13 protein-coding genes are annotated in these 13,797 nt (G+C 45.5%); 12 read left to right on the plus strand and 1 reads right to left on the minus strand.

Features of this window, described 5'->3' with window-relative positions:
• The first annotated feature begins 37 nt into the window (after window positions 1–37).
• From Q3W13_RS14695 to Q3W13_RS14740, 10 genes are all read left to right on the plus strand, one after another.
• On the plus strand, window positions 38–2,428 hold the full coding sequence (locus Q3W13_RS14695) for a TonB-dependent receptor (protein ID WP_302865006.1): 2,391 nt from the start codon (window positions 38–40) through the stop codon (window positions 2,426–2,428).
• Between the two features lie 82 nt (window positions 2,429–2,510).
• Window positions 2,511–3,143: a nicotinamide riboside transporter PnuC gene (gene pnuC, locus Q3W13_RS14700; RefSeq protein ID WP_302865008.1), complete on the plus strand. Its 633-nt coding sequence runs from the start codon at window positions 2,511–2,513 to the stop codon at window positions 3,141–3,143.
• Window positions 3,140–4,261 (plus strand): acyl-CoA dehydrogenase, encoded by a 1,122-nt coding sequence (locus Q3W13_RS14705; protein ID WP_302865010.1) that lies wholly within the window; start codon window positions 3,140–3,142, stop codon window positions 4,259–4,261. Before pnuC ends, Q3W13_RS14705 begins: the two co-directional genes overlap by 4 nt.
• 92 nt (window positions 4,262–4,353) lie before the next feature.
• Window positions 4,354–6,051, plus strand: coding sequence for an alkaline phosphatase PafA (gene pafA, locus Q3W13_RS14710; protein WP_302865012.1), 1,698 nt, complete (start codon window positions 4,354–4,356; stop codon window positions 6,049–6,051).
• A gap of 97 nt (window positions 6,052–6,148) precedes the next feature.
• Window positions 6,149–6,775 carry a thiamine phosphate synthase gene (locus Q3W13_RS14715; RefSeq protein WP_302865014.1) on the plus strand — a complete coding sequence of 209 codons (627 nt, stop codon included), beginning with the start codon at window positions 6,149–6,151 and terminating at the stop codon, window positions 6,773–6,775.
• Between the two features lie 138 nt (window positions 6,776–6,913).
• The gene (locus Q3W13_RS14720; protein ID WP_302865016.1) at window positions 6,914–7,483 is read left to right on the plus strand and encodes a thiamine pyrophosphokinase; all 570 of its coding nucleotides are present in this window, start codon (window positions 6,914–6,916) and stop codon (window positions 7,481–7,483) included.
• A gap of 264 nt (window positions 7,484–7,747) precedes the next feature.
• The gene (locus Q3W13_RS14725; RefSeq protein WP_302865017.1) at window positions 7,748–8,782 is read left to right on the plus strand and encodes a DUF6515 family protein; all 1,035 of its coding nucleotides are present in this window, start codon (window positions 7,748–7,750) and stop codon (window positions 8,780–8,782) included.
• A 166-nt stretch (window positions 8,783–8,948) separates the two neighbouring features.
• Window positions 8,949–9,482: a YceI family protein gene (locus tag Q3W13_RS14730; RefSeq protein ID WP_302865019.1), complete on the plus strand. Its 534-nt coding sequence runs from the start codon at window positions 8,949–8,951 to the stop codon at window positions 9,480–9,482.
• Window positions 9,483–9,756: 274 nt separating this feature from the next.
• Window positions 9,757–11,454 carry a hypothetical protein gene (locus Q3W13_RS14735; RefSeq protein WP_302865020.1) on the plus strand — a complete coding sequence of 566 codons (1,698 nt, stop codon included), beginning with the start codon at window positions 9,757–9,759 and terminating at the stop codon, window positions 11,452–11,454.
• Window positions 11,455–11,538: 84 nt separating this feature from the next.
• Window positions 11,539–12,351 carry a methyltransferase domain-containing protein gene (locus Q3W13_RS14740; protein ID WP_302865021.1) on the plus strand — a complete coding sequence of 271 codons (813 nt, stop codon included), beginning with the start codon at window positions 11,539–11,541 and terminating at the stop codon, window positions 12,349–12,351.
• A gap of 31 nt (window positions 12,352–12,382) precedes the next feature.
• On the opposite strand, the gene Q3W13_RS14745 is transcribed toward Q3W13_RS14740, so the two are convergent.
• Complete coding sequence (locus Q3W13_RS14745) at window positions 12,383–12,613, minus strand: DUF4287 domain-containing protein (RefSeq protein ID WP_302865024.1); 231 nt, start codon at window positions 12,611–12,613, stop codon at window positions 12,383–12,385.
• 151 nt (window positions 12,614–12,764) lie between these two features.
• On the opposite strand from Q3W13_RS14745, the gene Q3W13_RS14750 reads away from it, so the two are divergent.
• Window positions 12,765–13,166, plus strand: a complete 402-nt coding sequence (locus Q3W13_RS14750) for a hypothetical protein (RefSeq protein WP_302865025.1) — start codon at window positions 12,765–12,767, stop codon at window positions 13,164–13,166.
• A 143-nt stretch (window positions 13,167–13,309) separates the two neighbouring features.
• Window positions 13,310–13,762 carry a MarR family winged helix-turn-helix transcriptional regulator gene (locus Q3W13_RS14755; protein WP_302865026.1) on the plus strand — a complete coding sequence of 151 codons (453 nt, stop codon included), beginning with the start codon at window positions 13,310–13,312 and terminating at the stop codon, window positions 13,760–13,762.
• Window positions 13,763–13,797: the final 35 nt, after the last annotated feature.

A 13,797-nucleotide genomic window follows, 5' to 3' on the forward strand; every position in this document is an offset into this window, starting at 1 on the left:
GCGAAGATGGTTTAACTACTATTTTTTATTCATCATTTTGAAAAATTTATTTGCGGCATTTATTGCCCTGCTGCTGCCTGTCATAGCTGCGGCACAATTCTCCGTTTCGGGAAAAATTACTGGTAAACAAACGGCCGATGCATTGCCCGGCGCCACAGTTTCCTTAACAACTCCCGCTTTTAACGCTGTAGCCGATGCAGAAGGCAGGTATCATTTTGATAACCTTAAAAGCGGTACGTACACGTTAAAGATTTCCTTTATCGGCTATCAAACCATCACTCAAAATATTGTTGTAAATACCAATGTAACTGCCGATTTTCAATTGGCGCCGGCCACACAGCTTACCGAGGAAGTTACCGTTACCGCTACCCGCGCATCTGCAACATCGCCTACGGCTTACACCAATTTAAAAAAAGAAGATATTGCCAAAAATAATTCCGGGCGCGGGTTTGAATATTTGCTGGAGCAGACGCCATCAACTGTAGTCACTTCGAATGCCGGCGCCGGGGTAGGTTACACGTCCATTCGTGTTCGTGGCTCGGATGCTACGCGCATTAACGTAACGCTTAACGGTATACCGCTGAATGATGCCGAAGACCAGGGCGTTTATTTTGTGGATCTGCCTGATCTGGCTTCATCGGTTGATAATATCCAGGTGCAGCGCGGCGTGGGTACATCCACCAACGGTGCAGGTGCATTTGGGGCAAGCATCAACATACAAACCACCACCCGCCGGGACACCGCTTATACCGAGTTAAACAGTTCGGCGGGTTCTTATGGTACGGTTAAAAATACAATAAGCCTGGGTACCGGACTGCTTGGCGGAAAATTCAGTTTTGATGGCCGCTTATCAAAACAAAGCAGCGACGGCTATATTGAGCGTTCGGGTTCAGATCTGAAGTCCTTCTTTTTAAGCGGTGCATATTACGGTCAAAAAAGTGTGCTGCGCCTTAATGTATTCAGTGGCTATGAAAAAACCCACCAGGCCTGGGATGGCGTGCCTGAAGACAGTGTTAAATACGGAGACCGCCGCTATAACGAACTGGGCTACATCGCCAGCAGTAATTCTTATTATAAAAATCAAACAGACAATTATACTCAAAACTATTACCAGCTGCTTTATAACCAACAGTTAAGCAATAACCTTTCATTTAGCGGGGCGCTGCACTATACACGCGGATATGGTTATTACGAGGAATACCGCAACAGCGACGCCGTTGCAGATTACGGGCTAACACCGGTTATAAAAGGAGCCGATACGCTTGCCACAACCGACCTTGTTCGACGCCTTTGGCTGAGCAATTATTTTTACGGCGCAACTTATAATTTCACGTATCATCCTAAAAATTTCAATCTGATTTTGGGTGGCGCTTACAATGAATACAAGGGCGATCATTATAACAATATTGAATGGACGCAGGAAAGCACGACTATTCCGCCCGATTATGAATATTCGCGTAATAATGCTAAAAAGACTGATTTCAATGTTTTCAGCCGGGCTGAGTATCATTTGGGAAGTTTGATTTTATACGGCGATTTGCAGTACAGGCACATCGGTTATTCCTTCCTTGGGTACGACCAGAACCTGAATAATGTGCAGCAGCAGGTGGCGCTTAACTTTTTTAACCCCAAAGCAGGTATTACCTATGAGTTGAACCAGCAAAGTAATATTTACGCATCGGTCGCGGTTGCTAACCACGAGCCTAACCGGAGCGACTTCGTAAACTCATCACCACTAAGCCGGCCGAAGGCCGAGCATTTAACGGATTTTGAAGCAGGCTACCGTATCAGCCAGCCAACCTTTGGGGCCGGCATTAACGGCTTTTATATGCTCTATAAAAATCAGTTGATATTAACCGGCGCGCTGGATGATGTAGGCGAGGCCATCCGTACCAACATAAAAGACAGTTACCGCGCAGGTGTTGAATTGAATGGATGGGTTAAAATAGCAGAGCCGTTAACATGGTATGCCAACGCTTCGTTAAGCGACAATAAGGTTAAAAATTTCCGCCAATATTTGCAGAATTATGATACCGGCTTGCTGGAAGAGAGGCAGTACGGGCAATCAGATATAGCCTACTCGCCAGGGCTGGTTGGGGCGAGCACTATCAGTTATCACCCAATAAAAAATGCAGAGATTGCATTCATCAGCAAATATGTCGGTAAGCAATACCTGGATAACACCTCGACCGACAGCCGCTCGCTGGATGCTTATTTTGTTAACGATGTTCGCCTGAATTATAATTTTAAGATGAAAGGCATTAAGAATGCAGGCATAGGCTTACTGATCAATAACGTGTTCAGCAAAAAATACCAATCGGACGGTGCAACCTATCCTGACATAGAAGGCGGAAAAACGGTAAACTACAACTATTATTTCCCACAGGCGCCCGTTAATTTTTTAGCATCGCTTAACCTGAGATTCTGATACTATCAGTGGCAGCTGCAAGCAGCAGTCGCAATAATTTTACGGCTACTGCCAGCTGCCACTGCCCCACGATCTTATTCCTATGAATTTAAATCACTGGATCGAGCTTTTTATGGAGCAGGTTAGTTTAACCACAGCCTGGGAGTGGGCTGCTGTGTTACTGGGCGTGGCTGAAGTGTTGCTGGCTAAGGCAAATAACATCTGGCTTTATCCTGCGGGTATTGCCTCCACCTTTATCGGGATATATGTTTTGCTGATGGCCGGGCTATATGCAGAATCCGCATTAAATATTTATTACCTGGTAATGAGCATTTATGGTTGGATACACTGGATCAGACGGCGCGATGCGCCGCCGGTAAAAATCAGCTGGTCGACGCGCCGGGAATGGATCGTTACCCTGGTAATTGTATTTGCCGGGTGGCTGATATTGTACCTGCTGCTTAAAAACTTCACTACGTCTAATGTCCCGCTATGGGATGCCTGGGTATCGTCGACAGCCTGGGCGGGCATGTGGCTGCTGGCAGGGCGCAAGATAGAAAACTGGATATTGCTGAATATCTCCAACCTGTTCGCCATCCCATTATTATGCTATAAGCATTTGGTTATGTTTTCGGCGCTCACCTTATTTTTATTTATCGTTGCCTTTTTTGGTTTTTTTAGCTGGCTTGCCATCCTGAGGAAACAGAAAGGCGCGGAAAGACTCGTTACCGTATGAAAACATTAAACACAGTCCCGCATCCGTCATGCTTTGTCACGCAGCATGATGTAAATATCATTCGCGATACAACTGCTGAGGCCGAGCAGGCCGGCATGCTTCATCCACAGCAAATAGCGCTGATCTATACTAACAAATGGTTCAGGCTGTTAGTCCCTGAAGTTTATGGGGGAGCGCAGACAACCCTGACTGGACTTCTGCAGCAGCAGGAGGCGATAAGCTGGGCTGATGGCAGCATGGGGTGGGTAGTAACCCTGTGCAATGGCGCCGGCTGGTTTGGTGGATTTATTTCTGCGGAAATTGCGCCGAAAATATTCATGGATGAGCGTGTTTGCCTGGCGGGCAGCGGCGCGGCAACGGGTACCGCAGAGATCACTAAAAAAGGCTACCGCGTTAACGGCATGTGGAAGTACGCCAGCGGCATACATCACGCAACGCATATTACGGCAAATTGCGTGATTACGAGCGATGGTGAGCCGGTATTGAAAGATGGAGCGCAGCTGATCCTTCCCTTTATATTCGACAGAAAGGATGTAACCATTGTGCCGACGTGGAAATATATAGGTATGGCAGCCACCGGCAGCGATGCTTTTGAAATTAAAAATCTGGAGGTTACCTCCAACCGTCAGTTTAAAATAGAGCCGGCAGCAGCAATTATAAACGCCCCGATATACCTTTATCCTTTTCATCAGCTGGCCGAAGCCACCATAGCTGTTTGCCTTTCCGGAATGGCGATTCACTTTATCGATTTGTGCAAGGGCCTATTTGCCGAAAAGCAAAAGCAGCCCCGGTTATTGGACTGGCAGAAAGCATTGCTAACGGAAGAGATAGATAAAGCCGAAACAAAAATTGCCAGGCAAAGACAGGTTTTTTATGAAGCAGTAGAACGTTCGTGGGAGGCGATAGGGCAGCGCAATGTCATCCCGGACGAACGATTAAAAGCCGTAAGCGATACCAGCCACATGCTTGCCCGGGTAAGCCGCAAGGTTGTTGATGAGCTTTATCCGTTATGTGGTTTAACTGCCGCACACACAGGCTCAGAAATTAACCGTGTATGGCGGGATTTGCATACGGCAAGCCAGCATTCGCTGCTTACTTTTGGCCCTGCAGAACCTTAATTTTAACTTGTCGTAACGCAAATATCACATTAAGTCTTAATCGCAATGCTGATATTTGCCGTGCTTTATTTAACAATTTCTTAAATTTCCGGATGAAAAGAAGAGTACTCCTTGCGGTATTTGCATTAGCAGTCGTTACCGCGTCGGCACAACGAAAACCTAAAAAGGTAATGGTAATAAACCCTGTAGTGGGCAGGCCCGCTGCTGTGCTGGATACGCCTGTTTCCGCAGATGTACCGCGCCCCAGGCTGATGGTGGGCATCGTAGTAGACCAAATGCGCTGGGATTATCTTTTCAGATATTATAGCCGCTATGGAAACGGAGGGTTCAAGCGGTTATTGAATGAAGGCTTCAGCTGTGACAATACCCAGATTGACTACCTGCCAACCTTCACGGCGCCGGGCCATACCTGTGTTTATACAGGCTCGGTACCTGCAATCCATGGCATTGCCGGTAATGATTTCATTGTACAGGCTACCGGAAAGTCTATGTACTGTGCCGAGGATACCACTGTGCAAACTGTTGGCAGCACATCCGACGCAGGGAAAATGTCGCCGCGTAATATGCTGGTAACTACAGTTACCGATGAGTTGCGCCTGGCTACCAACTTCCGCTCAAAAACAATCGGCATTGCGCTGAAGGATCGTGGAGGCATATTACCGGCCGGGCATACTGCAAACGCGGCCTATTGGTTTGATGATAAAACCGGCAACTGGATAAGCAGCACCTATTATATGAAAGATCTGCCGCAGTGGGTAAAAGATTTAAACGACCAGAAACTACCGGAGACTTATTTGAAGCAGGATTGGACAACATTATATCCCATTGAAACCTATGTGCAGAGCACTGCCGACAGCAACGGTTATGAGGGCAAATTCAGGGGCATGACGGCGCCTACCATGCCGGTTAAGACGTCGGGCATGTATAAAAATAACCTGGGTTTAATCCGCTCTACCCCGTATGGCAATACACTTACCCTGGATATGGCTGTAGCGGCAATAAATGCAGAAAAGCTTGGTCAGCGCGATGTGACTGACTTTTTAACCGTTAGTTTCTCGTCGACAGATTATGTAGGTCACCAGTTTGGCCCGAACGCAATTGAAACAGAAGATACCTACCTGCGCCTTGACAGGGACCTTGCAACTCTCTTTACTTACCTTGATGCTAAAGTTGGAAAAGGCAAGTATGCCGTATTCATTACCGCCGACCATGGCGCAGCACATAACCCCAACTTTCTGAAAGACCATGGCGTGCCTGCGGGAGTTTGGAACGAAGGGCAGGCGCTTAAGGGTCTGAATGCTTACCTGTCATCAAAATATACGATCGACGGACTGGTGCGCAGCCTAACCAATTACCAGGTGAACCTGAATAATTATGCTGTTAACTACGCGCATCTGGACGTGGACAAATTGAAGAAAGATTGCATGGACTTTTTACAAAAAGACCCCGCTATAGCTTTTGTGGTTGATATGCAAAAACCCATGACTGCTGACCTTCCCGAAGTGTTGCGAACCCGCGTAATTAACGGTTACAATGCAGAGCATAGCGGTGTGATACAGATAATGCTGAAACCGGGTTACTTTACCGGAGGCGCCACCGGCACTACACATGGTACCTGGAACCCGTATGACAATCATATTCCGCTTGTATTTATGGGTTGGGGCATCAACCACGGGCGCCTTGACCGTGAAACGCACATGACCGATATTGCTGCAACAGTGGCCGCTTTATTGCATATACAAACGCCGAACGGCTGTATCGGCCATCCGATTACAGAAGCATTGAAGTGAGTCCGGAAGGTAGTAAAATTTAAAAATACGAAGTTGCCTGTAGTTGGCGGAACTAGCCTTAAAAAATAAATATTCCGGGTTTTCCGGACTAAAAAGCATGAAGAAATACATTGCCCGTTTCCATTATCTTACACAGGATTTGCGTAATCGCAGTCACCTGAAACAGGCAACTATCGCCTGCGATGCGGGGGCTAACTGGATACAATACCGATGCCTTACAAAGCCAGATGATGAACTGATCGATGAGATCAACGAAATTGCAGCTGTGTGTGATGAATGGGGCGCTACGCTTATATTGACGAATCATTATCACCTGCTTAACAGGGTTGATGCCCAGGGTGTGCATATCGAAGATCTTGATGCTGATTTTAAGGACATCCGAAGGGTGATCGGTAAGGATAAAACACTGGGCGCCTCAGCCACCAGCATTCGCCGGCTGCAGGCCATACAAAGCAGTGGCGTGGTTGACTACTGCGGTTACGGCCCGTTTTCAACTACCAATACGAAGCCAAACAATTATCCGCTGCTTGGCTTTGAAGGCTACCGAGAGCTGGCAAAACATCCGGACATAACCATCCCGGTAATTGCCGTTGGCGGTGTACAAATAGAAGACGTGGATCCACTTATTAAAACCGGTGTTTATGGTATAGCTGTATCGGCGGCTATTAATCTCGCCATTGATGCAGGCAGGGCGTTTAAAGAATTTCACCGGAAAATATATTGACAGAGTCCGGATTAAAAGATTTCAGGGATTTGATACATTGTTGAAGTAGTTGAAAATCTATATAATTGCAATCATTATAATTATCTTCCAAAGTCAAAACTGCATCTTTAAATTTATAAAATTCGTTAATCCCTTTTCATGTCATCCCACCATGTTGTTCGCGAAAAACAGGAGCCAGCCCTATTGGTGCTGGGGGTGGACAACTTTGATGAAGAGCTTTTAGGCCAGTTGCTTGAATGGAGCCCCACGGTTATCGCCACCCCGCAAACAGCGGAAAAACTCGATAGTCTTGGGATCAAGATCGACTGGATTATCACCGACGATACAAGTCAGGTTGAGCAATCAGATATTAAGATTATGAACTCAAACGGGAAAAGCCTTCCCAATGCCGCGCTGGAATATCTGACGGGCCTGGAATATCCGTCAGTAAATATCATAGCGGATGAATTGACCCTCGACAATTATATGCCTTATGCAGATAAGATAAACCTGGTTATTTTTAACAGAAAAAAGCGCATTTTTCCTGTGGCGCCTGGTTTTAGTAAATGGAAGCCAGCGGGGGAAGTAATAGCGATATTAAGTCACGTTGCTGATCTGCGGTCTGCTGGGTTGAAAAAGATTGATGAGGGCTGCTATGAAACGTCTTATGATGGGATTTTTTGCCTTGATTTTGATGCGCCTTTTATGTTTATCGCTGAAGATTTATGAGCATCCGGTTGGATTTTACTTTCTGCTGTCATTTGGCTGTATCGTAACAGGTACAAATTCCGTATATTTACTTAAATGCCAATGTAAGTTGCCGGAAAAACCCTTTTGTAATAATTCTGCACCAATTAAACTACGGCTTAGTTTTTTGACTATTATTACCATAAAATAATTTACAGCGAATTAAACCGTTAACTGTTTTTTTAGTCTATATAATATAAACCGGCCCAAAAACCGATTTCGGTATTCGTAAATAATATATTTAACATGAAGACTACATATAAAAATCTATTAAACACCGCTTTAGGCGCGCTGGTATGTGCGTTTTTAGCAGTCCCTGCCAGCGCACAGCACAGGCCGTCAACAGGCGGCGGTGGCGGTGGCGGCGGTAGCAGCAGCGGTGGCGGCGGTGGTTCATTTTCAAGGCCAAGCGCTCCCCCGCCATCATTTAGCAGACCACAGAGCAATAACTCAGGCTTTTCAAGGCCAGCGTCTACTGTTGCACCCCGACCTGCCGGCCAGGCGCAGCAGAGCTATGGCCGTCCGGCCACTTCGCCACGGGTTGGCGTTGCACCAAGGAGCACTTACAGCTACGGCGGTTCACGTCCTGCCACTACAGGCGTAAGAGGTAATTATGGTTATGCACCACGTACTTACGATGCAAACCATAGGCCAGCTACAGGTTATTACCGCAGCGCACCGCGGGTAGGTTATGGCCATGGCGGTTATTGGGGCAATCATAATTATTACCACTATAATCGTGGTTATTACAGGTCATATTATTATCCGCGCATCGGATTTTCAATTGGCGTATTGCCTTACGGGTATTATCCGTTCTTTTACGGCGATTACCAGTACTACTACAGCGATGGTTTGTTTTATCAGTATGATAACAATGAATACACCGTAGTTGAGCCGCCAATTGGCGCTGAAGTGAAAGAATTGCCTGATAAAGCACAATCGATAGTGATCAACGGTCAGCAGTATTATGAGCTGAATGGTGTATACTATCAGCCCGTTACCAAAGATGATGGCAGTATGGTTTACCAGGTTGCCGGTAAAGACGGCGAACTGAACACCACTAATGGTTCCGAGGTATATGACGACCAGCCCCAAGGGCCTCAAATGGGTGACATTGTGAGTGAATTGCCTCCCGATTGCAGAAAAATAAAGGTTAACGGCGATAAATTATTTGTATCTCCGGATGGCGTTTATTATAAGGAAATGAAGGATGATAATGGTGATAGAGTTTATAAGGTGGTAGGCTTGCCAAGTGATGAAGATCAGCCTGAGCAGAATTAATATCTTATAATGGAAAAACTTAGAAGGGTGGCCCCGAAAGGCTGCCCTTTTTTATTGGTATAAAATTAAAACTATTCCGCATTAAGCCTTTTGCACTTTTTTCAATCAAAATGTAAAAATAGATTGCGTTTGTAATCATCCTGAATTAATTACGTTTATTAGTACGATGAAAAAGTTTTTGCTGCCCATATTTTTAATTATCATCAGTTCTACTGCGTTCAGATATCTAAACAGTACTGTCACCCGTTCGGCTATTACCTTCAAAACCAAAAACCTCGGCATAGGTGTTAGCGGCACTATTGGTGGTCTGCAAGCCAATGTCCATTTTAACCCGGCCGATCTGGCAACAAGTACAATCGAAGCCAGCGTGGATGCAGCTACGATCAATACTGATAATTCAAGCCGCGACGAACATTTACATGGTGAGGATTTTTTTGATGTTTCGCATTATCCTAAGATTACGCTGAAATCGGTTTCTATCAGGCGCCGCGGTGGCAATAATTATACGGGGCAGTTCAATCTTACTATAAAAAATAGGACCAGGTTAGTTGAAATACCTTTTACGGCCAGCCAGGCAGGTACTACCACTACTTTTAAGGGAAGTTTTAAATTAAACCGTCTTGATTATGGCGTTGGCAGCAGCAGCCTTGTACTGTCGGATGAAGTAACCGTAAATATCGATGCCGAGGTTAAGGATTGATTATTTAGTTGATTAGTGACCAGGTGACAGTAGTTTTCCTGGCTTATCTGCTTTGGCAGGCACTTTTAGCAGTTGTTTTGACATTCCGAAGATGAAGTCTGCATGGCGTATAAAATTAAGGCTGTAGGTTGTAACTACCATTAAAAATTGATTGTATTGTTTACCCATCCCATTGTAAAGACAGTGCAGGATGCGTTATCTTTTTATCCTCGCTTTATAATTCTAATTTAGTCCGGATTGCGGCCGGGGGCAAAAGGTGGCGATTCCAACTAACATGAGCAGATTTATAAAGTATTTTTTCGTACCGGCCTGTTTTTTGGCTTTGGCTGGGGTTGCGGCGTTTAGCCGTAACAGTAACAGACCGGAAAATAAAACACCGGTAAACGATAAACCTAAAATAATCAACATCGTCAACTTTATTCGGTTGCTGGAGCCCCGGGACGCGGCTATTACGGAGGATGTGCTGTACCAAACTGTAGTTAAGCAGGTGGAACTAATGAAGAGATATAAGCTTGGTGGTACATTTTTGCTGCAATATGATGCATTGATTGACCCGCGTTACCAAAAGCTGCTAAAAAGCCTGCCGCGCGACAAATTTGAAATTGGTGCATGGTGGGAAATACCGCAGCCAATGGTGCAGAAAGCCGGCTTAAAGTGGCGCGGCCGCTATCCTTGGGACTGGAGGGCTAATATCGGTTTTTCGACAGGATATACCCTTGCCGAGCGCGATAAACTGGCAGATGTGTATATGCACGAGTTTAAAAAAATATTCGGCTATTATCCCAAGTCGGTGGCCTCATGGTTTATTGATGCACATACCCTGAACTATCTTTACCAGAAATATCATATCATAGCCTCGGCTAACTGTAAAGACCAGTATGGCACCGATGGTTACACCATGTGGGGTGGCTACTGGAACCAGGCTTATTATCCAAGCAAAATCAACTCATACATGCCGGCGCAAAATGCTGCTAACCAAATACCCGTACCAATCTTCCGTATGCTGGGCAGCGACCCGGTAAGGCAGTATGACAACGGTCTGGGTAATTCGCGGCAAGGTGTTACCACGCTGGAGCCGGTTTACAAGCATGCCGGCGGCGATTCTGCCTGGATTAACTGGTTCTTTAAAGAGTTTACAGAGGGCGCCTCGATGGAGTTTGCCTACACACAGGCCGGGCAGGAAAATTCTTTCACCTGGGATGCTATGGCCAAAGGCTTGGAGATACAGTTTCCGCTGATAGCTCAACTGCGTGATGAGGGTAAAGTAAAAGTAGAGACATTGGAACAATCGGGCCGATGGTTCAGCAGTCATTATAAGGTTACGCCCGCGACAGCAGTAACGGTTAACGAGGATTTGCCCGGCAGCAACTGCAAAACCGTATGGTTCGACAGCCGCTTTTACCGCGCTAATCTGTTATGGGAAGACGGCAGCCTCCGCTTCCGCGATATCCACTTGTTTAACGAAAAGCTGCCTTCAGTTTATGAAAAGCAAAAAGCAACCTCAAATGAGTGCAGTTTCTTTACGCTTCCGGTAGTAGATGGTTACTTGTGGAGCAAGCCGGATAACCTGGCTGGGCTGCGGTTTAAAGCAGTAATTGATGGAAAAGAGACAGTGCTTAAAGGCGGCGACCCCGTGATCAGCGATGCAGTAAAAGGAAAGCTCAGCGTCTCATGGCCTTTAAAATCAAGCGCCGGAACCCTCGTAATGACATTTGATGAGCGGCGGGTCAGAATCCATTTAGAGAATGATAAATCACTTAGCTGGCGCCTTGATTTAACAACTGCGGAAGAGGTTAAACTTCCCTTTAAAAATATCTCTGACAAAAAAGTAAATGCCAGTTTTGAAGGGCTGAATTACAGTATAAAAGCAGTTAAAGGTAAATTTTCAAAACCGGGTGACGGTGTGGTTTGGCGATTAAGCCCGGAGGGAGGAGATGTGATTCTTGATATGGCTGGCGGTAATAGCGAATGACAGGGCTACAGGGAATCCGAGGTCTCGTTAACGACGCAATATCTCCTCTAAATAGTTAAATTAGCACACCTAATAATACAGACCGTGCAAAATCAGGATATAACAGCTGGCTTTCAAAGTGCAGATAATTCCGATTCCGCTTACCTCATAAAGTTTCTGGAAGATGTGCATAATTGCGAAACGGTCCGGAATGTATTTAAAGAGCAGCTTGCATGGCTAAAAATACAAAGGGGCGACTATGTTCTTGATATCGGCTGCGGAATTGGAGATCAGGCTTATGAAATGGCTAAACTTGCAGGGTACGCCGGTTTGGTAACCGGTACCGATGCCAGCCATGCTATGATTGATATGGCAAAAAAACGTCACAGCGCATCTGGCTTGAATCTTGATTTCCTGGTCGCACCGGCAAACGCGCAGCCTTTTGATAATTTAAGTTTTGATCATATCCGTACCGAACGTGTGCTGATGTATGTAAAAGATACAGACCCGGTGTTTGCAGAATACCTGCGACTGCTGAAACCGGGCGGCAACCTGCTTGTATATGATGTAGACTGGGATGCCCTGGTGATTTCGCATTCACATACCGTGCTTACCCGGAAAATAGTCGGGTTCATCTCGGATAAATTTCCGTCTGGCCGGATTGGCTGTGATTTATTCAGACATTTCAAGCGGTTCGGATTTAATGATATTAAGGTAAAGGCCTGTGGATACAGTCACCCGCTGGAATTGGTCAAGCGCATTATCGGCGGAATTATTCAAACGGGAGTAAATGAAAATTCGTTTACCGCTAACGAAATTAATGATTGGTGGGCAATATTGGAGCGTGACGACAGGGAAGGCAAATTTTTTGCATCGTTCCAGGGTTTTATGGTGATGGGAAGAAAGCAAAAAATATAACAGCTTAGTATGCTGGCGGATGAATCACTCCTTATTCACTATCCTCATTCTTAATACCGTTCAGTAGCGCATAAATGGCCATAGCATGCCCATGACCGAGAGAAAAATCGTCCTTCAGCCACTTCACTATGTCGCCAGCTTTAACACCGGCCGCTAATTTGCCATCGCTGGTAAAGCCTTTTTGTGCAGCAAGTTCGTGGAAATCAGCCGGGCCTTTGCCGGTTTTCTCTCTTATTGTTTTTAAATACCCCTGGAATGACATAGCGGCAGATTTTTGTCGTGCTAAGATAAATATAAATAAGCTGTAACGCTTTCTTGTGTAAAGTCTGTGTTAATATTTGGTTATCAATAATTGCTTAGGGTAACAGTTTGTAACATGCTAATTACTTTTGCCTTATTATAGCGATAAAAAATTGAGCAAACTGGCCATCATAAAAGTACTGTTAGCTGTTACTGTTTGTTTTCAGCAGATGGTGCCGTGCCTTTCTCTTTTTATCAGCCATAAGAGTTTCGGTCATCACCATCAAACGCATGTTTCTCACCGCCCGGCCCACGCCGGTAAAGCTAAGCAGTATAGCTTTACAAATGCCATTCACCTTAAAATTTGGGTCATAATCACCAAGCATCGCTGCCAGATACCGCCTGTGAACCTTAAGTTGAAAGACGTCTCCTGGATGCCGCTGCTTACAGGTGTACTATTGGTGGTATTGCTGAATATGATGCTGATATCTGCGCGGCAGTGGTTCCGGTTAAATATTTGCTATTCTGTGCTAAAACGCTCCCGGTATATTGTATTGGGCCAGCTAATAATCTGAAAATTCTCCCTTCCTTATTTTAATACCCCATAATGGTTAGCCTGAGCGGCTTTCCATTGCCCGTTGTTTTTCACTGGTTAAATTTTACAAGGACCTGCCGCTGTAAATTCCCTTGCTTACAGGGCGATTTTGCTAAGTTTATTATGAAGTACGGAGAGAATATCAGCCTGCAGATAATGCTGGCTAATAAAACCTACCACCAACAGCTTTTTAAAATATTGGAAGATGTGGACATTCACCACCACTTCCATGTTATATTGCTTTTGACCCGGCAGGGCGGAAGGACAACCCAAAAAGTGTTGTGTGACCAGCTGCAGATTGAGAAATCGAATATGGTTGCCATTGTGGACCTGCTAGAAAAGAAAGGCTACATCACGAGAGAAATAAATTACCGCGATCGCCGCGGGAAAATGGTGGTGTGTACCCAAAAGGCATGGGATATCGTGTCGACTTTTGAAGATGCATTTCATGAACTGGAGGATAACGTGGTACACGATATAAGCTGGCAGGAGATGCATAATTTTTTATATGTGCTTAGAAGAATAAACCACAACCTGGCGCTTTTAGGCAATCCAAAAGGTGTAGCCATTAAATAGATATCGCCCGGTACTTAGCCGGACCTTCTTATTTT

The organism is Mucilaginibacter sp. L3T2-6 (assembly GCF_030519355.1).
Classification (GTDB): domain Bacteria; phylum Bacteroidota; class Bacteroidia; order Sphingobacteriales; family Sphingobacteriaceae; genus Mucilaginibacter.

Coding starts and splice junctions, on each gene's coding strand:
- pnuC (WP_302865008.1), top strand. CDS start 2,511: ATGAATTTAAATCACTGGATCGAGCTTTTTATGGAGCAGGTTAGTTTA.
- Q3W13_RS14705 (WP_302865010.1), top strand. CDS start 3,140: ATGAAAACATTAAACACAGTCCCGCATCCGTCATGCTTTGTCACGCAG.
- pafA (WP_302865012.1), top strand. CDS start 4,354: ATGAAAAGAAGAGTACTCCTTGCGGTATTTGCATTAGCAGTCGTTACC.
- Q3W13_RS14715 (WP_302865014.1), top strand. CDS start 6,149: ATGAAGAAATACATTGCCCGTTTCCATTATCTTACACAGGATTTGCGT.
- Q3W13_RS14720 (WP_302865016.1), top strand. CDS start 6,914: ATGTCATCCCACCATGTTGTTCGCGAAAAACAGGAGCCAGCCCTATTG.
- Q3W13_RS14725 (WP_302865017.1), top strand. CDS start 7,748: ATGAAGACTACATATAAAAATCTATTAAACACCGCTTTAGGCGCGCTG.
- Q3W13_RS14730 (WP_302865019.1), top strand. CDS start 8,949: ATGAAAAAGTTTTTGCTGCCCATATTTTTAATTATCATCAGTTCTACT.
- Q3W13_RS14735 (WP_302865020.1), top strand. CDS start 9,757: ATGAGCAGATTTATAAAGTATTTTTTCGTACCGGCCTGTTTTTTGGCT.
- Q3W13_RS14745 (WP_302865024.1), bottom strand. CDS start 12,613: ATGTCATTCCAGGGGTATTTAAAAACAATAAGAGAGAAAACCGGCAAA.
- Q3W13_RS14755 (WP_302865026.1), top strand. CDS start 13,310: ATGAAGTACGGAGAGAATATCAGCCTGCAGATAATGCTGGCTAATAAA.